We start from the raw sequence: 26,715 nt of genomic DNA on the forward strand, positions 1-26,715 counted from the left end.
CCGGTTTTGTTATAGCGGGAAGAATAACGGGGCTGAAAAATGATAATCAGTGGAAGTCCCGGAAGAGTCCTACAACCTTGCCCAAAATACTGACGTGCGTCAGACGAAGCGGTTCAAAGGCCGGATTTTCCGGTTGAAGTCGGATATGATCTTTTTCCTTGTAAAAAGTTTTAACCGTAGCCTCGTCCTCGTCTGTCATGGCCACGACAATATCGCCGTTATCGGCTGTCTGCTGTTGACGTACGATGACATAATCTCCGTTGGCAATACCAGCTTCAATCATGCTTTCTCCTACAACAGATAACATGAATATTTTATCCTCACCAACGAAATGCTGGGGAAGAGGAAAGTAATCTTCAATATTTTCTGTTGCTGTAATAGGCAAACCAGCTGTAACTTTGCCGACGACCGGAACACGACTAATTGAGTAATTAATCAAGTTGCTGTTATCCGATTCGTCTTGGCCGAGTAACTCGATGGCCCGTGGCTTCGTTGGATCACGACGAATCAGTCCCTTTTTCTCCAGACGATCCAAATGACCATGAACCGTAGAACTGGAGGCCAATCCGACAGCCTCACCTATTTCGCGTACAGAAGGGGGATAACCCTTTAGACGCACTTCATTGCGGATAAATTCAAGAATGGCCTGCTGGCGGCTTGAAATCTTAGACATACCGTATCAACCCCATTTAGTAACGTTTGGGAAAATTATAGCATAGAACCTCCGTTCGTACAAACATAAGTTCTAAATAATCCCTAAAAAATAATCACGAACTTTTGTTCTCTTTTCTATTGAACAAAACAAATGTTCGTGTTATATTGTGAAAAAACATAGGAACAAACGTTTGGAGGACGCAGCCAATGATGAAATATAGCACATATCAAAGTATTTTTCCAATGAATTTAGAAAAGATGCAAAATGTCCGGAATGAGAGAAAGGCACAGCTTGTACGGACCATTTCTAACAGTCTTCTGCCCAAGCTTCTTATTCTGGTTATCGTTTCCTGGATTGCAGGTGCAGGTGTACTGACGGTATTTGCTGCTCCCTCGGTTCCGAATGAAGAGGTAACCAAACTTATTGTACAACCTGGGGATACATTGTGGCGGATTGCCTCCAATCATAAACCGGAACGAATAGATACACGGGTATATATAGAAGGAATTGTTCGGATTAACGGACTAGAAGATCGAGGAGTGCAGGCAGGCCAGGTTTTAAAGCTTCCTCACTTCTGATCAATCACATTAGAGCTGTCAGGGAACGTGATGCGGGAACCTTGACAAGCTCTTTTCTACATGTCAAAGTGTATTATATCTTTGCTTATATGGAGGGGACACAATTTGGATATAGACAGCTTGGTAGAGCGCATCAATGAATTGGCGCGCAAAGCAAAAGCCGAGGGATTGACGGAAGAAGAAACAATAGAACGTGCCAATCTTCGGGAAATTTATTTGGGTAACATTCGCCGTAATTTTCGGCAGCAGCTTGAAACGATTGAATTTGTGGACGATGAAACGCCGAAGGGAAATGGCGGGCTGAAACATTAATTTTCACTAATGCAGCTTAGCCCGCATCATTTGCCTTTTGCTTTTTTGGTATTCTTTTTGATATCTATATAGATAGGTTTGAGGCAATTGCTCTGAAGCAATACATTTGGGAAGGGAATTGAGAGATGGCCCGGTCATTCGAAAGAAAAGTACGCAAAAACACAGCGCATTTGAATAAATTGCGCAAAAAGCAAGGTATCCAAACCATTAGTGGCGCCGGTTCTGCAATGGATATTTTCCGTGGACGTAATATAACCGTGCCAATCATGTTGGCTGGACTTGCAGTTCTGTACATGCTCATGAGTTATTTTTTGACTAAGACTGGCATGCGCGGAATGGACTGGCTTGTATTCGGCTTGTATTTGATGCTGGCTGTTATCTTTTTCATCCGCCGTCCTTATTTGAAGGTTGGGAAGAGCACACTGTATATGTTGAAGGGCGGCAGAGAGCGTCCAATGACCGCAGAGGATATGAAAGCCATCAAGATTGAAAAGGGTTATGTAACGGTTGAAAGAAAAGGTAAGGGTGGCAACTTCATTTTTACAAAATCACTTGGCCGTTATGATACGGATGCCATTGCAGAGCGACTTGAGAAGTTTGCGCAAACTAATCAGGTTCAAGTAGACAAAAAATAACGACTTTTGTTGGTACAAATCGTTTAAATTGTCCGTGGGCCTGTAGGCTCTGTAAATAAGGCCGCATGATGTTATTTCATAGCACATTGCGGCCTCTTGCTTAATATGGGCACATAACGATTGGAATGCTTGTAGACGCAACAAGGCAGAACAAGCGTACATATAAAGTGGAAAGAGAGTGGATAATTCAGATGGCGATTCAGGCGGTAATGTTCGATCTTGATGATACACTTCTGTGGGATGAGCGCAGCGTAGAAGAGGCATTTGACGCGGCGTGCCAGACAGGCTCCCGGGAATCAGGCGTTGATCCGAAAGCTTTGGAAGAAGCTGTCCGCAAGGAAGCGCGTGCTTTGTATGAATCTTATGAAACCTTTAGTTTTACTCAATTGATTGGCATTAATCCGTTTGAGGGATTGTGGGCGAATTTTACGGCAGGAGAGCAGCCTGAGTTCCGACAATTGGAACAGTTAGCCCCTGCTTATCGAAAGGAATCTTGGCGTAGAGGTCTCCAACAGCTGGGGATAGATAATGAAGAGTTAGCGCAAAAGATGGCAACCCAATTTGCCTTGGAAAGACGCTCACGTCCCCATGTTTATGAAGAAACGTTTGAGATTCTGGAGCAATTGAAAGGGCAGTATAAGCTTCTTTTGTTGACAAACGGCTCCCCTGATCTACAGCAGGAAAAGCTGGATGGGGTTCCGCAGTTAGCTCCATTTTTTGATCACGTTGTTATTTCAGGTTCGTTTGGTAAAGGTAAGCCGGACCCGTCTATTTTTCAGCATGCTTTGGGGCTTCTCGGTATTGAGCCTGAACATGCTTTAATGGTAGGAGATAAGCTGACGACTGATATTCAAGGGGCTCTGGCGGCAGGTGTGCACTCCGTGTGGGTGAACCGCAACGCTAAAACCAATACTACAGAAATCAAGCCAAAGTTCGAAATTAAGCATCTGTCCGAATTGGATGGAATTATTCAATCGTTTAAGTAAGTGCCTTTCGGCTCTTATTATAGTAACAAGCCCAAAAAACTCCCTCCGCTCAGGTATCTCAGAGCAGAGGGAGTTGCTTTATCCACATTAGGATGGATTCGTATGATAGTATTATGCCTGAATAAACGATGGATCTTCAAACGGTTCGGCAATCCACCCATTTTCTTCGATGAACAAACGTACTGCGACGATCTTCTGATTTTCCATTAAGGTAAAAAAGTGAGGAATATTTTCTGGTACGGAAATAACGTCACCTGGTGAAAGCTCAACATTAAAATATCCGATTTCTTCAGGACCTTTAATGATGAAAATGCCTTTGCCTGCTACAATAGCACGGATTTCATCTTCGGTATGGGTATGAATTTGCTCAAACTTGGCAAGCAGCTCGTCCAAATTCGGCGTTGCTTCGGACAAGGTGATTACGTCCCATATTTTATACCCACGACGGGCGGCTAAATCCTTGATTTCGGCTTCAAAAGTGCTTAGAACAGCCACTTTTTGCTCATCTGTCAGGGTAAAGTTTTCTTGCAGCTCCCCGGACAGCTTGGAAGCATCCCAATGCTCGTACAATACCTCTTGACTCTCCAAAAATTCACGTACCTTGTCTTCATCGCTAATTCGTACATTTGTATTGCGTATTAAGATTTCAGCCACAGGTTATCCCTCTTTTCCACTTGGTTTAATGTTGTATACAGAATATCATGTCTTGAATCGTTGTACAATATAGGTTTGAAACATTTTATGTTGCAAATGACGGTTCATCCTATTCCTATATAGAAAGATAAGTATGTCTTATTATGCTGCAAACTGTAAAAATGAATATCCGAGAGTTGTTTTTGTACAGAGAAGCCGTATAAAACGTATGTTTTTACTTCAATCTATCTAAATGATACGGTTTCTGCTAAACTAGGATTTAACGTTTTGCGGGGGTGAAGAGATTTTGGATAAAGTTAGCTTACAGGATGCATTACAACGAAGAATACTCATTCTTGACGGGGCTATGGGTACCATGATCCAGCAAGAGGATCTTTCCCCCGACGATTTTGGCGGGGAAGAGCTCGAAGGCTGCAACGAGATGTTGGTCTTAACCAGACCGGATGTTATTCAAGGGATACATGAAGCATACTTGGAGGCCGGATCAGACCTGATTGAAACGAACACTTTTGGAGCGACATCCGTCGTTTTGGCGGATTACGATATACCGGAGCGCGCCCGTGAGATTAACCTGGTAGCAGCTAAACTGGCGCGTAACGCGGCGGATAAGTATAGTACTGCGGACAAGCCTCGTTTTGTTGTAGGGGCTATGGGACCGACGACGAAAACATTATCCGTGACAGGTGGTGTTACGTTTGCAGAACTGATCGAGAGCTATGAAGAGCAGGCATTGGCGCTGATTGAAGGCGGCGTGGATGCTCTGCTTTTGGAGACGTCGCAGGATACGCTTAACGTCAAAGCCGGAAGTATTGGAATTCGGCAGGCTTTTGAGAAGACGGGTATAGAGCTTCCCATAATGATTTCGGGAACGATCGAGCCGATGGGAACGACGTTGGCAGGGCAAAATATCGAATCCTTCTGCATATCGCTTGAACACTTGCACCCGGTGTCGATCGGGCTGAATTGTGCTACAGGGCCGGAGTTTATGCGAGATCACATTCGCTCTCTCTCTGACATGTCCTCAGCAGCGATTAGCTGTTATCCAAACGCAGGTCTGCCCGATGAAAACGGCCAATATCATGAATCACCTGATTCATTGGCCCGTAAAATGGCCGCTTTCGCCGAAAAAGGCTGGCTGAATATTGCAGGGGGGTGCTGCGGGACCACGCCTGAGCATATACGGGTTATGAGTGAAAGTATGGCGCAGTTTGAGCCTCGTCCGCTGGAAGGTCATCACCCACCGGCCGTATCCGGCATTGAGCCTGTATATATTGAACAGGAAAATCGTCCCTATATGGTTGGTGAACGAACGAATGTTCTCGGCTCCCGCAAATTCAAGCGTTTGATCGTGGAAGGCAAATATGAAGAGGCATCTGAAATTGCCCGCGCTCAGGTAAAGAGTGGGGCACATGTCATAGATATTTGTGTACAGGACCCGGACCGTGATGAAATGACGGATATGGAAGCCTTTTTGAAGCTGGTTGTGAATAAGGTAAAGGTCCCTCTCGTGATTGATACCACGGATATCCAGGTCATTGATACCGCCTTGCAATATTCGCAAGGGAAGGCGATCATTAACTCCATTAATTTGGAGGACGGCGAAGAGAAATTTGAGAAAATGGCACCCCTTATTCATAAATACGGCGCGGCTGTTGTTGTTGGAACCATTGATGAACGCGGTCAGGCTATTTCACGTGAGGATAAGCTTGAGGTGGCCAAGCGTTCCTATGATCTGCTGGTGAACCGTTACGGTCTGGCACCCGAGGATCTTATTTTTGATACGCTCGTATTTCCCGTAGGAACAGGTGATGAGCAATACATCGGTTCGGCCAAGGAAACGATTGAGGGTATTCGGATTATTAAAGAAGCACTTCCAGGAGTTCACACCATTCTGGGTATTAGTAACGTGTCCTTTGGTTTGCCGGAGGCGGGTCGTGAAGTGCTCAATTCCGTTTATCTATACGAATGTACCAAAGCAGGCTTGGACTATGCGATTGTAAATACAGAGAAGCTCGAACGTTATGCTTCGATACCCGAGCATGAACGGAAGCTCGCCGAAGACTTGATTTATAAAACGAACGACGATACTTTATCCGCTTTTGTGGCTGCTTTCCGTAATAAGAAAGTGGAGAAAAAAGAGAAGGTGTCCAACCTCTCGCTCGAAGAGCGGCTGGCTTCCTATGTAGTGGAGGGTAGTAAGGAGGGACTGATTCCGGATCTGGAGCAAGCGCTAGCCAAATATTCCTCGCTGGAGATTATTAATGGCCCGCTGATGAAGGGGATGGAAGAAGTAGGTCGGCTGTTTAACAATAACGAATTGATCGTCGCAGAGGTGCTGCAAAGCGCTGAAGTTATGAAGGCGTCGGTAGCTTACTTGGAACCGTATATGGAAAAAAATGAATCCTCGGTAAAAGGAAAGATCTTGCTGGCTACGGTCAAAGGTGATGTGCATGATATCGGTAAAAACCTGGTGGAAATTATTCTATCCAACAATGGTTACCATATTGTAAATCTGGGTATAAAAGTACCACCAGAACGCATTATTGAGGCTTACCGTGAAGAAAAGGCCGACGCGATTGGCTTATCTGGTTTGCTTGTTAAATCGGCTCAACAGATGGTGTTGACTGCACAGGATTTGAAAAATGCGAATATTGATATCCCGATTATGGTTGGCGGAGCTGCTTTGACGCGTAAGTTTACGAAAAACCGTATCCGTCCCGAGTATGACGGAATGGTTGTCTATGCGAAGGATGCAATGGATGGTTTGGACATAGCTAACAAGCTTATGAATCCTGAGTCCCGCAAGAAAATGGCTGAGGAAATGGAGGCTGAACGGGAAGCGGAAGCCGCGACGGTCGTGGAAGCCAAGCCGTTGCCGAAACTTACCCGGGCTGTTCGCTCTAAAATAGCTCAGGATTTGCCCGTCTATATTCCGCCGGATACGGATCGTCATGTACTGCGTAACTATCCGCTCAATTATATTTTGCCGTATGTGAATATGCAGATGCTGATGGGGCACCATCTTGGATTAAAAGGAAATGTTGAGCAATTGCTGGCTTCGGGGAATCCGAAAGCGACTCAGTTGAAGGAAACTGTAGATAGCATCATGTTTGAAGCCGTTACGGATGGAATTATTCAGGCACATGCTGTATATCGTTTCTTCCCGGCGCAGTCACAGGGAGATCAGATTTTGATTTATGATCCATCAGATGTGAGCAAGGTACTGCACACATTTACGTTTCCGCGTCAACAAGTAGAGCCTTATTTATGTCTGGCTGACTACTTGAAATCGGTGGAATCCGGAGTTATGGATTATGTAGGTTTCATGGTCGTTACGGCGGGTCATGGTATTCAACAGCTTTCCACCCAATGGAAAGAAAAAGGGGATTACTTACGCTCTCATGCACTTCAGTCGGTAGCACTGGAAGTGGCAGAAGGACTCGCCGAGCGGCTTCATCATATTATAAGGGACAGTTGGGGCTTCCCAGACTCGGCAGACATGACGATGAAACAGCGGCATGGGGCTAGATATCAGGGTATACGGGTATCTTTTGGCTATCCGGCATGTCCTGATCTGGAGGATCAGGGGCCATTGTTCCAGCTGTTGAAACCTGAGGATATTGGCGTTGAACTGACAGAAGGGTTTATGATGGAACCGGAGGCTTCTGTATCAGCCATGGTGTTCAGCCACCCTCAGGCGCAGTATTTTAACGTCGAAAAGGTATAACACCTTTATCAGATGGGATAGTGAAGACCCTCCGAGCTTCGGAGGTTTTTTGCTGGTCAGCAGGAAGAAGGTTAAAGTCATGGAATTTTATTTTCTCGGCACGAATGCAGGTGTGCCTACGATCCAGCGAAACGTGACGTCTATCGCACTCCGTTTGCTGGAGGAACGAAGAAGCATGTGGTTGTTTGATTGCGGCGAAGGAACTCAGCAGGAGGTACTACGTTCGCCGCTTAAGCTAAGCAGGCTTGAAAAAATATTCATTACCCATTTGCATGGAGACCATCTCTTTGGTCTGCCGGGTCTACTGTCGAGCAGGGCGTATCAGGGAGGTACGACACCGCTGACGGTATACGGGCCGCTAGGACTCAAACAGTACATCGAATTATCGCTGGGAATCAGCCAATCTCGTATCAACTACCAACTAGATATTGTGGAGCATACGGGGGGGCTGTTGTTTGATGACGGGCAATTTCGGGTAGAATCGGCTCTGCTGGATCATCGTATTGACAGCTATGGCTATCGTATTGTAGAGATGGATAAGCCTGGGAAGCTCAATCAGGAGCTGCTGGAGCGATACGGAATCAAGCCCGGCCCGGTGTATGGTAAGCTGAAGCGTGGAGAAAGCGTAGAGGTGGAGGGGGGAGTCATGCTTCATCCTCAGGATGTATTGGGTACACCGAAAAAAGGACGTATTATTACCATTCTCGGTGACACTCGACCTTGCCCGAATACCGTAGTACTGGCTCAGGATGCAACGGTTGTCGTTCATGAAGCCACTTTTCTGCATGAGCTGGCAAATACGGCGTATGAATATCATCATAGTACGGCGCTCCAGGCTGCGGAAGCAGCAAAAGCGGCAGGTGCGGCTCAGTTGATCATGACGCATTTTAGTTCCAGATATAAAGATCAGGAGCAGCTCCATCCGTTGTTGGAGGAAGCGCGGAGAGTATTCCCCAATTCATTGCTGGCGGAGCAGCATGTGTTGTTACCAGTGCCCGACATCGGTTCATAAACGGTAGTTGTAGAAGATAGACGTGTATGGGTGCCGGGGCTTGCTCCGGTGCCTTTGTTTTTCCTGTGAAATTATTTTCCGGGAAAGCGCAGAATGCGACAAGAGATGAGGACGACATATGGGGGAACCGAAAGAATTTGTAATACCACATATGGAGGCATGTCATATTCGGTTTTCTATATATCGAATTTTAAGGGGTTTGTATTTTGAGCAGGCTCAGGAAATACGGGAAATTTCCTTTGAAGACTAGGCATCTTCGATGGATTTCGACGGAGATGTAAGCTTATTCAATGGGAAAGCGACGGCTTTTAGCGAGGAATGGCACTATTTTGCATGGTTTACCAGCAATTCATGGACTTCATATGTATTTTTGACTTAAGATAGATAAGATGGAATGAAAGGGCCGACTTATTTTATAACCTGAATGGTTAAGGTGGTTAAATAAGAGGGTGAACATCATTCATGGGATGAATTATAATTTCAATGTTATGATGAATTGATTTGAAGTGCGGGAGGGAATTACGATAAAATCGTTACTGATTGATCTGGATGGAACATTGTATCATGGGGACCGGATGATCAAGGGTGCGGATCTGCTCATATCCCAATTGCGCACGAACCAGATACCTTACGCCTATGTTACGAACAATGCTTCACGCACACCTGAGTCGGTGGCTGAGCATTTGGTAAGTATGGGAATTGAAGCGGTTAGCGATGAAGTATGTACTTCGGCGCTGGCAGCTGCACAATATGTTGCACAGCAAGGTCCTGGAGCACGAGTATATTGTATTGGTGAAACGGGATTACGTCAGGCGCTTACGGATGCCGGATTGCAGCTTGTTGAGGATCATCCTGATTATGTGGTTCAGGGAATAGATCGCCAATTTACATATGATAAGCTGGTTGCTGCTATGCGATGGATTCGGGAAGGAGCCACTTTTATTTTGACAAACCCGGATCTCCAATTACCTTCACAAGATGGACTCACGCCGGGGGCAGGAACGATTGGAGCTGCGATTGAGGCGGCATCACAGGTAAAACCCGTCGTCATCGGTAAACCTTCAAGCGTGTTAATGAACTATGCGTTGGATCGCTTGAACATTAGAGCGGATGAAGCTCTGGTTGTGGGCGATAATATGCTTACCGATATTGCGGCAGGTGCGGCGGCAGGTTGCAAAACAGCTCTGATACTATCGGGTGTTTCGACCCGCGCTAATATGGACGGACATATGCGTGCCGTTGGAGTAAAACCTGATCTGATATTTGACAATCTGGATGAATTGCAGGATTGGCTCCAAGAAGAGTTTAAGTAATAGTAAATATACATTTTAAAAAAATCTGCAAGAATCAAAAGCTATTTGCAGCTACGAAAGGAAAGATGTTGACATGCCGGAACTTCCTGAGATGGAGAACTACAGAACGCTATTGTCAAAACAAATTTTGGACATTCCGATTACCGGAGTGAAGGTTAACCGTGTGAAATCCATTAATACCGAAGTGGAAACGTTTGAAAAGAAATTGCTGGGAACAACCGTTGTATATATGGAGCGTCGAGGCAAGCACTTGATTTTTCATCTGAACACGGGTGGGCGGCTTGTGCTGCATCTGATGCTGGGAGGACTGCTGTACCTGGGGACAGAGGAGCAGCGTCCTGATCGCACGGTTCAAATTGAACTGGATTTTAGTGGAGTAAAGCTTTATTTTATTGGGCTGCGCTTAGGTTACCTGCACTTGCTGACGGCTAAAGAAACAGAAGAGGCGATGTCTGACCTCGGACCTGATCCGCTGGATCGTCGTATGACATTGGAAAAGTTCACAGCACGTCTGAAGGGACGTCGGGGTATTTTGAAAACAACACTGGTGAATCAGCATGTTTTTTCCGGTATCGGCAATTGTTATTCGGACGAAATTGCTTATATCGCTGGATTTACACCAGGTTCTAAAGTACAAAACATCGTACAATCGCCAGAAAAAGTGGAAAAGCTGTATCATGCTACGCAATCCGTGCTTCGTGAAGCTACTGCGGAAGGCGGTTATATAGAAATGCCTCTGATGGAGGGGGATACGCTAACGGGCGGCTTTGATCATCAGTGTCGGGTGTATGACCGTGAAGGAGAAGAATCTCCAAGTGGCGGGAAAATTGTGCGGGTTGAGCTGGCGGGAAAAAAAGCTTTTTATTGCCCGGTACAGCAGCATGATGCCTAAACTGCTAATCGGCTCTCATGTTAGTACGCGAGGCGGTTTTTCCAAAGCGGCTATACGTGCACGAGAGCAGGGTGGACGCTCTTTTCAATATTTTCCGAAAAATCCACGTAGTCTTAGGCTGAAGGAATGGAATGCTGCGGATGCGGCTGCTTGCAATGCTTACTGTTTAAAGCATGAAATCCAATCTATTGGCCACTCTCCATATCCCGTTAATCCAGCCTACGGGTGCGAACGCGGACAGGAGCTTTATGAGCTGACAGTTGCTTCATTGCGAAACGATCTGGATATCGCTGAAGCCTGTGGTTCAAAGGGGATTGTCGTTCATTTTGGGCATACCCATGCGTCTGATCCGCTGGAGGGCTATCGAAATATCATTGGTTGTCTTGATGATGTGCTGGAAGGATGGCAGGGAAAAGCTAAAATACTGATTGAAAATCAGGCGGGGGATCACGGTCCGATGGGGACTACGCTGGAGGAAATGGTGCAAATTCGCCAGTTGTGTCAATATCCTGACAGCATCGGCTTTTGTCTGGATACCTGTCATGCGTATGCAGCAGGATTATGGAACGGTGGAAGTGATGAGGCGTTGATCGAAAAAGGGGACTGTCTCGGCTATTGGCCGGCCCTGTGCGGAGTTCATTTGAACGATTCCAAATACCCGTATGGCTCCAAAAAAGACAGACATGCGCGTGTCGGGCAGGGATGTATTGGTCTGGAGGGTATGCGCTGGATGACGGAACAGGAGCCAGTAAGGGGCATTCCCGTCGTTTTGGAAAGCGAAACGGGACCTGATGGGACACATCGCGAAGATATTCAAATGATCCAAAGCTGGCAGTAAAACGGTCTGAAGGATGATCTTCATCTTTGAGGCTTATGAAGCTTACATTCATGGGAGAAGGAGGAGATGTTGATGCATTTGTTTATGGACGATTATCGGCCTTGTCCTCCGGGCTTTAAGCTGGCAAGGGATGCGGAGGAATGTTTGTTACTGCTTCATGAATATCCGATTTCGGTGCTATCGCTGGATTATGATTTGGGACCGGGTCAGCCAACGGGGAAAGATGTGGCTGCTGCCATTGCAGGGAAGAAGTTGTATCCGCGTGAAATTTATTTGCATTCCTCCAGTGCGGAGGGCCGACGAGCCATGTATGAGCTGCTGTATGCCAATAAGCCGGAAGGAGTCACCGTGCATAACGGTCCGGTGCCGGAGGAGCGCATGCGCGAGATCAGACAAGAGTCGGAACGATGAAGGAGTTGGGACAAAAGGAGGTGCGTCGCGCCATATGGGAGGGATGCAAGCTGGCTTTGTTTGTGTACACTCCCATATGTGGAACCTGCGCGGCTGCCCGGCGGATGCTGGAAGTGGCAGAGCATTTGCTCCCCGAAGGAGTCGTGGTGCAAAGCAATATTAACTATATTCCCGAACTGGTACAGGAGTACCGGATTTCCAGTGTTCCTGCACTTCTTTTATATAACGGTGAGAACGAAAATCCTGAAATCATCTACAAAATGGAATCTGTGGAACACTTGCTGAGCAGGATAAGGAGCGTGGTGGAATGATATCCATGAAGAACATCACATTGCAGCGGGAAGATAGACGAATATTAGACGATGTGAATCTTGACATACGGGAAAATGAGCACTGGGCCATTCTGGGGCGTAACGGTTCTGGTAAAACAACATTGCTGGAAATGATGACTGGGTATATGTTTCCGAGTCGTGGGACAGTCGAGGTGCTAGGACAAACATATGGTCAGTGTGACGTGCGAGAAGTACGCAAGCAGATCGGATATATCAGCCAGACGTTGCTGGAGAAATTGGCTTTAAAAGATCCGGTTTGGGAAGTGGTTGCTACTGGAGCGTATGCTTTTTTGCGTTTTTATCAGGAGATTCCGACAGAGACAAAGGAAAAAGCCGTATCTTTGCTGGAGGGGATGAATTTAGGCGCTTTGATGCATCATCCGCTGGGTACCTTATCTCAGGGAGAACGCAAAAAGGTGATGCTGGCCCGTTCACTGATGGCGGAGCCTCGCTTGCTGATTATGGACGAGCCTTGCGCTGGATTGGATCTATTTGAACGGGAAAAAATGCTGGTTGAAATTGATCGGCTTCGCAAGCGGGATTTGTCAGTGGTCTATGTAACCCATCATATTGAGGAGATTGTCCCCCTCTTTACCCATGTGGCGCTAATCCGTGATGGCAAGGTGGCAGCAGCCGGGCCGAAAAAAGAGGTTTTAACGAAAGAATTGATTATGTACACTTATGAAGTTCCAGTTGAGCTGGATTGGGATGGGGAACGTCCCTGGATTCGGGTGTGCACTGGAGGGTAACGTTATTTTGGAGGAACTATACAAGAGTACAGATAAACAGGGTGGAACCGCTTTGTCATCGTCAAGATTTGTTTGCACTGCCAACCATGGTTTTGCACCCTATGCCCAAGAAGAGCTTAGAAGAATGTTTGGCTCTGTGAAAAGCACCATTCTTTTACCAGGTGAAATTTTTCTGGCCACATTACCTGCGGATGCCAGTGAGGCAATGGGGACGATTATGGGTCAGCCGCCAATGTTTTTGCGTCACTTATTTCCTGTGCATTTTCAGGAGGAAGGTACGGATTTGGCTCAGGTGCTGGAGCGTTTGGTTGCTTTTATCCGTAACCGCCGAGAACTAATAGATCAGCGTGTTTCTTTGCAGGTGCGTAAAGGAGCTGACAGCAGTTGGACTGAAAGTGCAGGTGCGCTCAAGCAGGCTTTGAGTGAACAAATAAGTGATCTTCACATGGAGCTTACGGTGCAGGGAGCCGACGTTATTGTGTCCGTTTTTGCGGATACGGATACGTGGTATGCAGGTGTGTCGCACCCTCAGGATAATCTATCTGACTGGAGCGGAGGTGCAGTTCGTTTTCAGAAGGAGGACGGACAAATCTCTCGTGCTAAATTTAAGCTGTTGGAAGCAGAAGCGACGTTTGGCATTGATTTTAGCGCTTTTCATCAAGGACTGGATATCGGGGCAGCACCGGGTGGATGGACTTCCTTTTTGCTGGAACGTGGACTCAAAGTAACGGCGGTTGATCCGGCAAAGATGGAGCCTTCGTTGATGAAGTATGCCAATCTGACTTTTTTGCGTAAAAATGCGAGTGAGGTCAAATTCAAAGAAAATACATTCGATCTGCTGGTCTGTGATATGAGTTGGAGTCCCAAACAAATGGCGAGGCTCGTCACCGATTTGTTGTATAGTTTACGCAGTGGCGGTACTGCCATCGTAACGGTCAAGCTAATGCATAAAAAGCCTTTGGCGCTTATTCATGATGTGATCGCTTCGTTCGAGCAGTCCGGCATGCAGATTCAGCGGGCCAAGCAGCTATTCCATAACCGGGATGAGATTACACTGTATATGATCAAGTATGGAAAATAATGCTTTACAATCGGTATAGGTGTGCTATATAATAAACCCAAATTGTTCCTTAAAAAATATAATAATCACGTTTAAATAAAGGGAAAGCATCCCGCGAACATCGTTTTCATGGTGACATGAAGATTGTGTTTTTGCGGTAGGCTTTCCCTTTTTTGCGTTGTTTGCTTATAGAAGGGAGGTAGGAGAGAGATGAAAAAACAATCGAATTTGGAATACGGATCGATTGTGGGTGAGCGTTACCGGATTGTCCGCACGTTGGGTACGGGAGGTATGAGCAGCGTGTTTATGGCAGAGGATTTGAAGCTGCCAGGTAAGCAATGGGCTGTGAAGGAGTCCGTTGCCGACCCGCAAATGATGAAGCTTGTACGGGCGGAGGCAGAGATGCTGATTTCACTGAGCCATCCACGATTACCGAGAATTGTTGATTTCTTCGAGTATTCGCCATCCGGGGCGGTATATCTGGTCATGGACTATATTGAAGGAATTACGCTGGAAGCGTATATGAAGGGTTACCAAGGACATATCCCGCAGGAGCAAATTGTTCCATTCGCTTTGCAGGTATTGGATGTGCTGGATTACTTGCATACCCGCCAGTCGCCTGTTATTTATCGGGATCTGAAACCAACTAATATTATGCTGACACCAGAAATGGAATTTAAGCTGATTGATTTTGGCATAGCGCGGAGCTATAAGGCTGAACTGGATCAGGATACGGTAAAGTTGGGAACAGTGGGCTTCGCAGCCCCCGAGCAATATGGAGCGGGCCAAACGGATGCCCGTTCGGACTTGTACAGCTTGGGAGCGTTGTTGTTGTATCTCTGTACAGGTGGCAAATATAGCGAGTGGACGGCCGGGGTAGAAGGATATATTCGTGGGGAATTACCTCGTCATTTGATTCCGGTGATTCGCAAGCTGCTACGTCATCATCCAGGGGAGCGATTTCAGTCTGCCGGAGAGGTGATTGGGGAGCTTCGGCGTAGTGCAGATTTTCAACCTGCTCAACAAGGAGTATCCGCTGGCGATGCTTCTATCGAATATAGAGGTACAAGGGTTGTAGCTGTGCTGGGCGTGTCTTCTGGTTCTGGTGCAACGCACACGGCGATTGCGGTGAGCCACTATCTGGCACGAAGGTCCCGTTCAGTGGCTTTGGTCGAACTGCATAGTACAGCCAAAGCATTTGCCCGGCTTCAAGAAGTGGTAGACGGAGTACCCGTTGGGCGAGCGAGTTCAAGTCGGCGCTTTGAGGTAGATGGAGTACATTATTGGCGGCAAACATCCCGTGCGGATGTCATTGCGTTACTGGGTGGCTCTTACCAATTTATCGTGCTTGATTTGGGGAGTGGGCAGGACAATGAGCGGCTGGAAGAATTTTTGAGAGCGGATTACCCGTTAGTGGTCGGTTCTGGAGCCGAGTGGAGAATTCAGGATATAGCCGGGCTGTCCCGCTCACTTCAGCGCCACCCACAGCATAAATGGAATTACTGCTTGCCGCTGGCAGCATCGGAGGCTGTACGCAGGCTGCGTAAGGAATTGGATCATGACAAAGTATTTGCTTTACCGTTCCATTCCGATCCATTTGAGCAGGACGAAGAGATGGATCAGGTGCTGGATGAGATGTTTCGTGGAGCCATTCCCGATACCCGAAAGAAACGCTTCGGATTCCTCAAACGCAGTCACCGCTAGATAAAAGGTATATATCAAAAAGGCAGGGGAGAAGTTGTGTGTCCAAGCTAAGAAAAAGCAGTAAGCAAAAGCTGTACGCCGGTTGTATTGGTGCGGGTATTGTTGGCGTTATCTTCGCAAGCTACCTTATAATTAACACCCATCAATTAAATAATGTCAGGAAACAGGCTGAAGCAGAGGCCGCACAAAAATGGAAAGGTTATGAGCAAGAACAACGAATCGCAAAAAAGGGCTGGGTTGTTGTTCGTGACATTTCTCCGGGTGAGCAGATTACACCTAGTGATTTGAAGGGAATCACGGTTCCTGGCTCTCAGGCTCCAGCCAATTTGGTTGCGGGTAAAAATGAAGCTTCCGGTACCACGGCTAAAATTGAGCTAAAAAAAGGGTCCGTACTTACATCAGCTATGATTACTTCCGATGAACCCACCCCTAAAGACCTGCGTAACCGGGAGCTGAAGGTAGTGGTTCTCCCAAATAGCCTGAAAGCCGGAGACGAAGTGGATATCCGCATTCAATTTCCAACGGGTCAGGATTATATTCTGCTATCCAAAAAGCGAATTTCCAAACTGGAAGGTCCGATCATCTGGGTTACTTTGAATGAGCAGGAGATATTATCGCTTTCGAGCGGAATTGTTGATGCCTATCTGCATAAAGCATCTATCTATGCATTAACGTATGTCGATCCGCAGTTTCAGCCGAAGGCGATCCCGACCTATCCACCCAATTTGAAGGTGTTAGAGTTAATGAACAGTGATCCTAATTTGATCCGCGTTGCTGAACAAAAGCTGTCCAAGCAGTTGCGGGAGTCTCTTGAAAATGCACTTAGTGCATCAAACAACATTATATCGACACCTATAGAGAGGAGCCTGAGTGAGGAAGTTGCAGCACAGCATGCGGGAGCGAATGCAGGTGGAGCTTCAAGCGAGCGTACAAGTACAGGGGACGGATATGGAAACGGGCAGGATGCCAAAGAACAAGCAGACATCTTAACGCAGAGCGGCGGCTCTGATCCATATGGTAAATAAATCAGAGAAAAGGGATAAACGTATGAAAACTTGGATATTTGCCGGGCTATGTGATAAAAGCGATACCTTGTTATACATCAGCAGTATATTGGCAGCATCCGGTCAACAAGTGTTGCTTGTGGATGCTACGCTGCGGGGACAGTATCGGTACAGCATAGGGATGCTCGACAAACCCCTCCCCATTGTGCAGTTTGGCGATTTTGATGTGGCCGCGGGTTTTACATCTTGGGAGGATCTGCATATCGGTATGATGGCTGATCGGAAAGCAGGCTTGACTTATGACATCGTTATTTTGGATGTTGAGTCGCCGGATTTCTGTCCGATATCTGCTTGGCAAGAGGCAGAACAACGAATTTGGGTCAGTGACTATAGCCGGATGTTAATGGATAACGGACGGGTGTGGCTTGAGCGTTTGTTCAGTCAACCTGAATTTCCCAAAAATCTTGTATTTCACAAATTATTTTTACAGGCCGTAGATTGTGGCGTGGAGGAGCCGTATTTGTGGGAATACATGAACCGCTTCCCTGCCTCTTGGCAGCAGGAACCGTATGTCTTGCCATGGGATGAAGGGCACCTTGCCCTAAAGCTGGAAAATGAGCACAAACAACAGCTCAAGCTTAAGCCATTGTCCAGAGTGTACAAGAAAGAGCTGAGTCGTTGTATTGGAGAATTAATGGGTTGGGAACCCAAAGAGAGCCGTCGTGCGTTAAAGCATGCAGAGAGGAGGAAAGCATGAGTACCATATTGTTTTGGAGCCCGGTTAAGGGAGCGAGTGGAAGCAGTTCCATGGCGGCTGCCATAGCCGTCACCATAGGTAATCTTTATAGAGGACGACTGCTGCTGACCCATTTGGGGCGCAGACATACCGGTATAGAGACGGGATTTCCTATACAAGAACATCGTATGGACGATCCAAGCTTGCAGCTTCAGGAGGGAGGTTGGGATGCTCTTGCACGATTAGCTCTGCGAGGGACATTGTCCAGAGAAAATATTCGTAATTATACGACGCCTGTACTGGAGCAGACTCTCGATGTGCTTGAGGGGACCTCAAGCTTTGGAGTCGCTCCGCCCCTGTTATCCTCTGCTCTTGTACGAGCAGTGATGGATACGGCGGATCAGTATTACGATTTGACGCTGGTTGATGCAGGGAGTGGAGCGGGATGGGGAGCTGTACAGCATGAAGCATGTGTGCGATCCAAGCTGGCAGTTCTTTCACTAACTCAAAATATGAGGGAGCTGGATGCCTACTTTGAATCTGTGTCTCCATTATCTACTTACTCGGAATTGCCGCTATTGATCGTGCTTGGGAAATATGATGTGCATTCTCAAGCAAATGTGACGAATATTCGCAGGAGGTATGGCTACAAGGGAGCACTCCATACTGTTCCTTATAGCACTGAATTTATGGATGCGTGGAACCGAAGAGACGTGATAGGTCATGTGCAGCGGGATGTACGAAGCGGGAAAGAGAAGGACCGTAAGCTTTTTATGCCAGTGGGCTGGGCACAGAGCATACGGCAGATTAGCAAGGCTATTCTGGAGGCGGCAGAGTCCGATCTTCGGCTCAAGGCTTTGGAGAGGGGCGCTTAAATGCTGTCCGCTCAAATGATCAACGGGCTAATCCTTACCTGCATCGTTCTGTTGTGTATCATACTGGTTATCGTTAAATACCGAGGGAGCCTTCGCTTGCGGCATTCAACTATTCGAGTAGCTCCAGAGAGTGAAGATGCTACATTGGAGGCACTGATGGAGTATATCAAAAATGCGCTGCACGAGCTAAGTCATAGTCAGATGGCGGATGCCGGATTACATGAAGAGGAGTACAGGCGGCGTATCCATCAAAGGGCTGAACTCCGCAGGGCGTTAAAGGACTGTGCCAATGGCAGTAGTGGAGACAAACGTTTTGTTAAAAACCTGATGGCTGAGCTGCTGATTAACGGTTACGGCTTGAACGAAAAGATCATCGATAGCGTTATGCCATTCTCCAGACCGGAGCTGTTTAGCGTACAGGATCAATTCGAAATTGTATTTTACCAATATCAGCAAAAGTTTGGTGTTGATGCTCTTTCACGCTTACTTGATACTTATGATTTGGCGGAAATGAGGTATTCACAGCAAGGTGAAGAGGATGGAAGCTATCATATCACGGCGGAGGATATTCGCTATATCTATGATTGTGAGCATCGTCCTCTCTCCTTTCTGGAGAAGGTAGATATTATTGTACAGCGGATTTATCAGCACTATAAAGGCTTTTCCGTCATTGATGATATTCGTGACCAGCGGATCGACGGTGTCAGTGGGGGCGTTAGCGGTGTACCGGAAGGCGGAATACCTGTATCGGCGGATTGGCCTTCTGATCACTATACATTCGAACAAACATCTGAACCAGTAGCAAATGGCTATGAGAGTGTGTGGATTTTTTATAAAGGCAAGACCATTCACCTTTCGTTCCTTTCCTTCGGTTCAGAGCGGGAGCTTAAAAGGGTGTGCCAAAATATTTACAAATACAACTACCCGGGACAGCTCTCCGAAGCAAATGGTTATAAGGTGAACGAAATGAAGGATGGGTCACGGGTTGTTGTGGTACGACCTCCTTTTTCAGAATCGTGGGCTTTCTTTGTCCGTAAATTCGATATTCAAAGCGCATCGCTCGAGCAATTGATTAAGGGAGAAAATGCTGAATTTCCGATACAGTTACTTTCTTATTTAATGAAAGGCAGCCGGATCACAGCAATCACCGGGGCGCAAGGCTCAGGTAAAACGACGCTGCTGATGGCGATGGTCAAGCATATTTATGCTTCGTATACGCTTCGTGTGCAGGAAATGGCCTTTGAGCTGCATCTGCGCAGCATTTACAGCCGCCGCAATATTCTGACCTTTAGGGAAACGGATCATATTTCAGGACAACAAGGGCTCGATTTGCAGAAAAAGACAGATGGAACCGTCAATATCCTTGGTGAAGTAGCGAGTGATGAGGTAGCCGCATGGATGATTCAAATGTCGCAGGTTGCCAGTCTGTTCACCATTTTTACCCATCATGCCAAAACCTTTCGTGATCTTGTGTTTTCCCTTCGTAATTCACTGCTCAAAACAGGAGTGTTCCAGCATGAAGGTATTGCTGAGGAACAGGTCGTTCAGGTCATTAACTTTGATGTGCATCTCAAGCGTGATGCTGAGGGACGGCGATATATTGAACGGATTACGGAATGTGTACCGCACGACTCCGATCATACAGATTCAGGCTCCAACTCTGCGTCGAGTTATAGCTATCGTCATGTTATGGAATATCGAAATGGGAGATATATGGCGATGGAGCCTCTAACAGTCAAAAGCGCAGAAGAAATGTGTGAGCAGATGAACGTCAAGGATGCCGGAGATTTTCGCATATTCCTAACTCGCTATTGGGAGGAAGCCTATGAGTCTTAAAGTAATTTTACTGTGGGTATTGCTCATTTCGGGCGGATGCTTTGCGCTTCTCTATATGGCTTTATGGTGGCTGCGTAAGCGCAATGGTCATGCAATCCGCAGCGGGCGAATTCATTCTGTGAGAGAGGGACGGAAGGGAAAAGCAGTCCTGCAACAGCAAATGCAATCTGGAATGCACAAGTTGTATACGCTAGCCATGAGATTCCCTATTACATCCGGGTATATCACAAGTGTACGCAAGCAATTATCCGTTTTGCACGCCTACGATGAATATAAACTTCGCCTTGAGACGATGAAAATGACGCTGTTCATCTGGGTGGCTTTTGTTTGTAGCGGCGTTGTGTTGCTTATGATGAAACCGGGGCTAGAGTTTGCCGTACTGGCTCTGTTATGCGGAGTGGTGATTAACAGTCTTATTTTGGATATGGCGATTAGCCGGATGGAAAAAAGGCTGCTTGCACAGATGATCGAATTGTTCGCCAATGTACGCCATCACTATCATCAGCACGGCATGGTGGAAGAGGCAATATCCGAGGCGGCCGATTTGGCAGGGTCTGAGGCTGGAAGGCATGCGCGACTTATTCATGAGGCGTTGACGGACGCTGATCCGCACGAAGCGCTGGAAAGATACTATGAGTCCGCTCCTAATCGGTTTTTGAAAGCATTTGCCGGTATTTCATATATGGTAATGGAGTTTGGTGACCGGATTGAAGAGGGAGGCTCCATTTATTTAAAGGGGCTTGGCAGTCTTGCGCGTGAAATCCAACTGGAGCTGCTACGGAGAAATAAACTGGACTACCTGCTCAAAAGTTTAAATGTGATCGCACTTGCACCCGTGTTCTTTACGATGCCAATCGAAAGATGGGCAAGGTCCAGCTTTCCATCTATGGATGAGTTTTATCAGGGGAAATGGGGCTTTATCACAAAATTGTCCGTCTATATTGTAATTATTGTATCTTACTTCCTGCTACAAAAGCTGCAACAGACTGACGAGACTGGATATCGTGCGGGCAAAGGACGGCGGGTCTGGGAACAAAAGCTATACCGTTTCCCCATTATTCGTAATATGGTGGATGCTTTAATTCCGCGACAGCATATGCTCTCTTATTTCCAACTGACCCGGCTGCTAAAGGAAAGCGGTGCAGAGGTCAAGCTGGAGTGGCTGTACATACGCAGAATCACTCTTTTTATCGCAGGGTTGTTGCTCAGCATCAGTACGTTATTTATTTTACATGAAGCTGAGAAAACACATATTCTTCACGCTCCGGTGCAATCGGGACAAATGTTTGGACGTTTGAGTCCGGTGGAGGAGAGAGAGGCTTTAAGGCAGAGTGAGATTGACCGCAAAATGATGTATGCGCTAAAAATGAGGGCGGACAGCACCTATGAGCAGACGTACGCTGCGCTGGAGCACGTTTCTGGTGGCAGAGCTACTCCGGAGCAGCTTTCCGAAAATACGCGTCGTATTCTGCAAAAGCTGGGAGCGTGGAACGCGGAATACATCAAATGGTGGGAAGTGCTGATTAGTTTGGTTGCCGGGTATGTAGCCTATCAGATGCCTATGCTCTTATTGTATTTGCAGCGAAAAATGCGGCGCTTGGATATGAGGCATGAGGTTTACCAGTTTCAGACGGTCATTTCGATTTTGCGAGCCATGGAACGAATGTCTGTTGAGGAAATATTGGAATGGCTGAACCGATTTTCGGTTATTTTCAAAAGACCTTTACAAAAATGCTTGCTTCATTATGAGCACGGGCCTGAGGCAGCACTTGACTTGTTGAAAGAAGAAGCGCCACTCCCCGAATTTCAACGCTTGGTGGACAAGCTGCATCTGTCTTTGGGAAAAATTACGATTCGAGAGGCATTCGACGATTTGGATTCCCATATGTCTTACTATTTTGAACAAAGAAAACAGGAGTATGAAAAAATTATAGACAGTAAGGCCATCTGGGGAAGGATGATCGGTTTTGCTCCGATGTACGGTCTTATCTTTTTATATTTGGTCATTCCTTTGATCGGTATGAGCTTTGTCCAAATGGATAGCTATTACGAGCAAATACAAAAAATTCAGTAAGTAGTTCTATTATGACTATTACGATATCACAGCTAAGGAGAGAAAAATAATGAATAACGCATCAACAGCCTTAAAAGTAGCTGCTGGCATATTTTTGACCATTGCACTGATCACAATTGTAGTTATTTTGTTTATTTCGGCACAGGAGGCAACCAAAACGGCACAAAACAATTTTGCCGATATCCAGACCGAGTTATCTCAAGCCTCTTTTACGGTATATGACGGTACAACGATCAGCGGGTCCCAGGTGACCAATGCGCTGCGGAAGTTTCAAGGTAAGGACCAATTCGGAATTCAAATTAAAACCGGAAAAAACATGACGGGTCAGTGGTATGGTAATGCTCTGAACATTAGCCCAGACAGTGAACAGTATGGAGCGGTGAATGGTGGAAGTGATAAGACAGGAAAAATAACGAATACGCTGAATGAGAAAGAAAACGAATATGTAAATCCAAGTGGTAAATTCAAGGCGGAAATCGTCAAAGATAAATCAAACGTTGTACGGGGGCTGTTGTTCACCCAATCCTAGGGAGCAGAATAAGGATATCAATGGTAAGGGGGATGGGAAGCATGTCTGATCACGCTTCAAGTATGCTGCGGCTTGGTGTGTCAGTTACGCTGTTTATAACTGCATGTGCAGTGGCAGCAGAACTGTCCAGTCAGATGGGTACTACACTGGAATTAAGATCGCAGCAGGAGGAGCATTCCGAGGGGCGCATAAATCGTACTTTAGAGGTGAGTATGCCAGAACGGATCAAAGGAACTCAAGTTATGCAGGCAATCCGTATGAACTTGCAGGACGGCATTCCTGTTCAAGTCGATGGTACAGTGTACGATATGTATTCTGAACCGTTCGAGCCCGATGTATCAGCCCTCGATGCTTTCTCTTTATATTCCATGCATCCACAGCGCGATCAGTATGGAGATATACAATCCATACGTTTTGAGAAATTGGGGGAGTACTGAAGTGGTTCAATCTATATCCAAGCTGTTGGGTGCACTGCTCGCTATACTGCTTTTATACATAGTGCCCGCAGCTCAAGCCGCTGAACGGCAGGACGATATATCCGGGTTAAATACGTATCATTCAACCGTACGTTTTGTTGATATGGTGAGAACGAAGGGATATATTACACCGACGATGTATAACGATTTTATGCGTGAGCTAGAGCTGACGGGTAATACGTATGAGGTTGAATTGGAGCATATGCACAAAAAATATGTACCGGACTATGCAGATGCGGCGAGGCCGGATAGTTTTCTCGGCTACTATACCTCCGTTTATGACGGTTACTATAACCCGCAAATCTTGCCTGTACTGTTTCCTGACAATCAGCAGGCAAAGTTGGATCAAACACGTTGGTATACCATGATGTCAGGAGATTATTTTACAGTGCGGGTACACAATACGAATCGGACTCCTGCGGATTTGTACAAATCATGGCTCCTTGGTGGGGTAGATAGCGGCAAACCTGCGGTTACAGCTTCTTACGGGGGCATGGTTCTGAATGAAGATTACTGATTTTGCAGTTATATTTATACTGCTCTTTCTGCCCTTTGGCGTGGTTAGTGACCTGCGGGTGCAGAATCAGCGAGAAGTGCAGCAATTGGAAATGAAATATACCTCGGCTCTCCGTACCGCAGTTCAGGATGCAGGTGTCGTGCTTTCACAGAATGAGCGTCAGGAACGAGAGGCTGGGTATGGCTCGGACAAATTTTTTCGTGTAGATAAAGAAGAAGCGCTGAACACGTTTCTGCATACCCTTTTTCTTAATATGGGGATTGATGGGGATACAGTGGCACAACGCGCATTATTGGATTATATGCCTGCACTTATGATTTTGGACTATGACGGCTATTATGTGTTCGCTTCCGAATCTTACATAGATGAGCATGGAAAAGCTGTCCAAGGACCCAAATGGAGTGAAAAAAAACCTTATGCCTACGTTGATTCAGCAGGTAACAGTGTAGGGTTTACTTTGGATAATTATGTACATGCCTATGATGCTAGGAATCACAGTTGGGTAGAGGGCTTTCAGAAAGAGCTTCAAGGACAGACAATGATCTCGTTGCTTAATGACCCGGAAGCTTTTGAGCAAGTACGACGTTCCACCATTGTTCACAGCATTCAGGAGGATCTGGGCCGACTCATTAATCTTCATAACGAAAAAGCAGCACATAATGGTATATCTTATACATTCACGCTACCGCTCATCTCACAAGAGGAATGGTATAACACGGTAGATGATGTGGGGCTGATGGCGTTTATCCAGGGAATCCCGGTTGGAGACAGATACTACAATAACTATGGGTTTGGTGGCGGAAGAGTCGTTAGGAAACAAGCCATAATCGGCGGTGTAGAGCCGGATACCGGAATGAAATATTTCTACAGAGAGTCCTGCCCAGCCCCCTATAAAGCGACAGAGCGTTTTACTGATGAAAAATCTGCGGCTGCCGCAGGGTATTTTGAATATAAATGTGATAATGATTATAAATAGATATTTAAACAATCTTAAAATAAATCACTCCCATGAGTGGTTTTTCTTTTTTTATAAGCAGGTCAATATCAAAATCCTTAAAATTCACCCATTTTCAATATTCCGATAAGGCTGCTAGATGTGCTACAATAAGGCTTTGAAAGAAATGCATATGAAATAAGAACAGTCGGCATCGCCGATGACAATAAGGAGCCAAAAACAGCTTATGAGTTTATTGACTGTAGAAAATGTATCCCATAACTTTGGGGACCGCGCATTGTTTAAAAATGTATCCTTTCGGTTGCTCGGAGGGGAACGTGTAGGTTTGGTGGGAGCCAATGGTGTTGGTAAATCGACACTGATGAACATCCTGACCGGAAAATTGCTTAAGGATGAAGGCAAAGTGGAATGGACTCCACGTGTACGTTATGGGTATTTGGATCAGCACACCAAGCTGACACCTGGTAAAACGGTGCGGGATGTACTGAAGGACGCTTTTCTCCCATTGTTGGAATTGGAAAAGGAAATGATGCAGATCACTGACAAGATGAGGGAAGCTTCTCCTGAAGAACTGGAAGTGTTGCTGGAACAGATGGGTGAAATTCAGGAACAACTGGATATGGGGGATTTTTACCTCATCGATGTGAAGGTTGAAGAAATGGCGAATGGATTGGGCCTTTCCGCGATAGGACTGGAGCGGGATGTTTCCGCACTTAGTGGTGGACAACGGACGAAGGTCCTTCTTGCCAAGCTGCTATTGGAAAAGCCGAATGTGTTGCTGCTGGATGAGCCTACCAACTATTTGGATGTAGAGCATATTGAATGGCTTACACGTTATCTGAAGGATTATCCATATGCGTTTATTCTTATTTCTCATGATACTGAGTTTATGAATCAGGTCGTTAATGTCATCTATCATCTTGAATTTGCCAAGCTGACCCGTTATTCAGCCAACTATGAAAAGTTCCTTGAAATGGCGGACCTGAACAAAAGCCAGCATATTGAAGCTTATGAGAAGCAGCAGGATTTTATTAAGAAACAGGAAGATTTCATTCAACGCAATAAGGCTCGCGCCTCTACGTCAGGCCGGGCGAAGAGCCGTGAGAAGCAGCTTGATCGAATCGAGCGCATTGATAAACCGGAAGAAGCGGCTAAGCCAACATTCCAATTTAAAGAAGCACGTGCAAGTGGGAAAACGGTATTTGAGGGTATTGATTTTGAAATTGGCTACACCCATGCTCTGTTGCCTAAAATGTCCATGACGATTGAACGTGGCGATAAAATCGCGATTGTGGGCTACAATGGTGTCGGTAAATCGACATTGCTCAAAACCATTCTGGGAAAAATTCCGCCGATCAGCGGCAAGACCTATCAAGGGGATTTCTTGCAGACAGCTTATTTTGAACAAGAAGTACGCGCAGAGAAAGTTACACCGATTGAGGATGTGTGGAATGAATTTCCACACTTGAATCAGCATGAAGTACGAGCGCATTTGGCGCGTTGCGGTTTGAAAAATGAGCATATCACCCGTCCGCTATCCGCGCTCAGTGGTGGTGAGCAGGCCAAAGTCCGCCTATGCAAACTGCTAATGCGGGAAAGCAACTGGGTGCTTTTCGATGAGCCTACCAATCACTTGGACATCAAAGCGAAGGATGAGCTGAAACGTGCCTTGAAGGAATATAAAGGAACGGTGCTGCTCGTATCTCACGAACCGGACTTTTATGAGGATTGGGTAACCAAAACGTGGAATGTGGAAGAATGGACAAGTAAAGTCAACTAAATATCCAATTCTGTACCAAGCTTCACAAGAAGCAGGGTTTGCAGGATTAGGAAATTATGCTAAGCTATCTTTAGC

26 protein-coding genes are annotated in these 26,715 nt (G+C 46.3%); 24 read left to right on the forward strand and 2 right to left on the reverse strand.

What is annotated here, in order from left to right; all coding sequences use genetic code 11:
- Positions 1-46: 46 nt before the first annotated feature.
- A complete protein-coding gene (gene lexA, locus HPL003_RS19490) occupies positions 47-673 on the reverse strand; it encodes a transcriptional repressor LexA (RefSeq protein ID WP_013310545.1) in 627 nt (208 codons plus the stop codon).
- A 191-nt stretch (positions 674-864) separates the two neighbouring features.
- Here lexA and HPL003_RS19495 point away from each other — a divergent pair, with 191 nt between their 5' ends.
- From HPL003_RS19495 to HPL003_RS19510, 4 genes are all read left to right on the forward strand, one after another.
- On the forward strand, positions 865-1,233 hold the full coding sequence (locus HPL003_RS19495) for a LysM peptidoglycan-binding domain-containing protein (RefSeq protein ID WP_043922810.1): 369 nt from the start codon (positions 865-867) through the stop codon (positions 1,231-1,233).
- A gap of 105 nt (positions 1,234-1,338) precedes the next feature.
- Positions 1,339-1,545: a DUF896 domain-containing protein gene (locus HPL003_RS19500; RefSeq protein ID WP_014281456.1), complete on the forward strand. Its 207-nt coding sequence runs from the start codon at positions 1,339-1,341 to the stop codon at positions 1,543-1,545.
- Positions 1,546-1,670: 125 nt separating this feature from the next.
- On the forward strand, positions 1,671-2,180 hold the full coding sequence (locus HPL003_RS19505) for a hypothetical protein (RefSeq protein WP_014281457.1): 510 nt from the start codon (positions 1,671-1,673) through the stop codon (positions 2,178-2,180).
- A 191-nt stretch (positions 2,181-2,371) separates the two neighbouring features.
- A complete protein-coding gene (locus HPL003_RS19510) occupies positions 2,372-3,166 on the forward strand; it encodes an HAD family hydrolase (RefSeq protein WP_014281458.1) in 795 nt (264 codons plus the stop codon).
- 111 nt (positions 3,167-3,277) lie between these two features.
- Here the strand turns inward: HPL003_RS19510 and HPL003_RS19515 are convergent, their stop codons facing one another.
- Entirely contained in the window at positions 3,278-3,820 is a 543-nt protein-coding gene (locus tag HPL003_RS19515; protein ID WP_014281459.1) for a 1,2-dihydroxy-3-keto-5-methylthiopentene dioxygenase, read from the reverse strand.
- Between the two features lie 286 nt (positions 3,821-4,106).
- Between HPL003_RS19515 and metH the strand changes: the two genes are divergently transcribed.
- The 20 genes from metH (at position 4,107) to HPL003_RS19615 (ending at position 26,640) form a co-directional block, all read left to right on the forward strand.
- Complete coding sequence (gene metH / locus HPL003_RS19520) at positions 4,107-7,547, forward strand: methionine synthase (protein ID WP_014281460.1); 3,441 nt, start codon at positions 4,107-4,109, stop codon at positions 7,545-7,547.
- Between the two features lie 79 nt (positions 7,548-7,626).
- Positions 7,627-8,559, forward strand: a complete 933-nt coding sequence (rnz, locus tag HPL003_RS19525) for a ribonuclease Z (protein WP_014281461.1) — start codon at positions 7,627-7,629, stop codon at positions 8,557-8,559.
- Positions 8,560-9,065: 506 nt separating this feature from the next.
- Entirely contained in the window at positions 9,066-9,872 is an 807-nt protein-coding gene (locus tag HPL003_RS19530) for a TIGR01457 family HAD-type hydrolase (RefSeq protein ID WP_014281463.1), read from the forward strand.
- 73 nt (positions 9,873-9,945) lie between these two features.
- Complete coding sequence (locus HPL003_RS19535) at positions 9,946-10,764, forward strand: Fpg/Nei family DNA glycosylase (RefSeq protein WP_014281464.1); 819 nt, start codon at positions 9,946-9,948, stop codon at positions 10,762-10,764.
- Positions 10,754-11,602, forward strand: coding sequence for a deoxyribonuclease IV (locus HPL003_RS19540; RefSeq protein WP_193372640.1), 849 nt, complete (start codon positions 10,754-10,756; stop codon positions 11,600-11,602). Before HPL003_RS19535 ends, HPL003_RS19540 begins: the two co-directional genes overlap by 11 nt.
- Positions 11,603-11,674: 72 nt before the next feature.
- Positions 11,675-12,013 carry a cyclic-phosphate processing receiver domain-containing protein gene (locus tag HPL003_RS19545; RefSeq protein ID WP_014281466.1) on the forward strand — a complete coding sequence of 113 codons (339 nt, stop codon included), beginning with the start codon at positions 11,675-11,677 and terminating at the stop codon, positions 12,011-12,013.
- Positions 12,010-12,324: a thioredoxin family protein gene (locus tag HPL003_RS19550; protein WP_014281467.1), complete on the forward strand. Its 315-nt coding sequence runs from the start codon at positions 12,010-12,012 to the stop codon at positions 12,322-12,324. Before HPL003_RS19545 ends, HPL003_RS19550 begins: the two co-directional genes overlap by 4 nt.
- The gene (locus tag HPL003_RS19555) at positions 12,321-13,094 is read left to right on the forward strand and encodes an ABC transporter ATP-binding protein (protein ID WP_014281468.1); all 774 of its coding nucleotides are present in this window, start codon (positions 12,321-12,323) and stop codon (positions 13,092-13,094) included. The genes HPL003_RS19550 and HPL003_RS19555 overlap by 4 nt, the downstream gene beginning before the upstream one ends.
- Complete coding sequence (locus HPL003_RS19560) at positions 13,027-14,175, forward strand: 23S rRNA (cytidine(2498)-2'-O)-methyltransferase RlmM (RefSeq protein ID WP_238533398.1); 1,149 nt, start codon at positions 13,027-13,029, stop codon at positions 14,173-14,175. Before HPL003_RS19555 ends, HPL003_RS19560 begins: the two co-directional genes overlap by 68 nt.
- 189 nt (positions 14,176-14,364) lie before the next feature.
- Positions 14,365-15,858 (forward strand): serine/threonine protein kinase, encoded by a 1,494-nt coding sequence (locus tag HPL003_RS19565; protein ID WP_014281470.1) that lies wholly within the window; start codon positions 14,365-14,367, stop codon positions 15,856-15,858.
- 38 nt (positions 15,859-15,896) lie between these two features.
- On the forward strand, positions 15,897-16,883 hold the full coding sequence (locus tag HPL003_RS19570; RefSeq protein ID WP_014281471.1) for an SAF domain-containing protein: 987 nt from the start codon (positions 15,897-15,899) through the stop codon (positions 16,881-16,883).
- Between the two features lie 22 nt (positions 16,884-16,905).
- On the forward strand, positions 16,906-17,619 hold the full coding sequence (locus HPL003_RS19575) for a hypothetical protein (protein WP_043922451.1): 714 nt from the start codon (positions 16,906-16,908) through the stop codon (positions 17,617-17,619).
- The gene (locus tag HPL003_RS19580) at positions 17,616-18,473 is read left to right on the forward strand and encodes a hypothetical protein (RefSeq protein ID WP_014281473.1); all 858 of its coding nucleotides are present in this window, start codon (positions 17,616-17,618) and stop codon (positions 18,471-18,473) included. The genes HPL003_RS19575 and HPL003_RS19580 overlap by 4 nt, the downstream gene beginning before the upstream one ends.
- On the forward strand, positions 18,474-20,309 hold the full coding sequence (locus tag HPL003_RS19585) for an ATPase, T2SS/T4P/T4SS family (RefSeq protein ID WP_014281474.1): 1,836 nt from the start codon (positions 18,474-18,476) through the stop codon (positions 20,307-20,309).
- Positions 20,299-22,383 carry a hypothetical protein gene (locus HPL003_RS19590; RefSeq protein WP_014281475.1) on the forward strand — a complete coding sequence of 695 codons (2,085 nt, stop codon included), beginning with the start codon at positions 20,299-20,301 and terminating at the stop codon, positions 22,381-22,383. The genes HPL003_RS19585 and HPL003_RS19590 overlap by 11 nt, the downstream gene beginning before the upstream one ends.
- Before the next feature lie 49 nt (positions 22,384-22,432).
- Positions 22,433-22,912, forward strand: coding sequence for a hypothetical protein (locus HPL003_RS19595; protein ID WP_014281476.1), 480 nt, complete (start codon positions 22,433-22,435; stop codon positions 22,910-22,912).
- Between the two features lie 41 nt (positions 22,913-22,953).
- Positions 22,954-23,349: a hypothetical protein gene (locus HPL003_RS19600; protein ID WP_014281477.1), complete on the forward strand. Its 396-nt coding sequence runs from the start codon at positions 22,954-22,956 to the stop codon at positions 23,347-23,349.
- Position 23,350: 1 nt separating this feature from the next.
- Positions 23,351-23,905 (forward strand): hypothetical protein, encoded by a 555-nt coding sequence (locus HPL003_RS19605; RefSeq protein WP_014281478.1) that lies wholly within the window; start codon positions 23,351-23,353, stop codon positions 23,903-23,905.
- Complete coding sequence (locus HPL003_RS19610) at positions 23,892-24,881, forward strand: hypothetical protein (protein WP_014281479.1); 990 nt, start codon at positions 23,892-23,894, stop codon at positions 24,879-24,881. The genes HPL003_RS19605 and HPL003_RS19610 overlap by 14 nt, the downstream gene beginning before the upstream one ends.
- Before the next feature lie 205 nt (positions 24,882-25,086).
- Positions 25,087-26,640, forward strand: a complete 1,554-nt coding sequence (locus tag HPL003_RS19615) for an ABC-F family ATP-binding cassette domain-containing protein (RefSeq protein ID WP_014281480.1) — start codon at positions 25,087-25,089, stop codon at positions 26,638-26,640.
- Positions 26,641-26,715: the final 75 nt, after the last annotated feature.

The organism is Paenibacillus terrae HPL-003 (assembly GCF_000235585.1).
Lineage (GTDB): Bacteria > Bacillota > Bacilli > Paenibacillales > Paenibacillaceae > Paenibacillus > Paenibacillus terrae_B.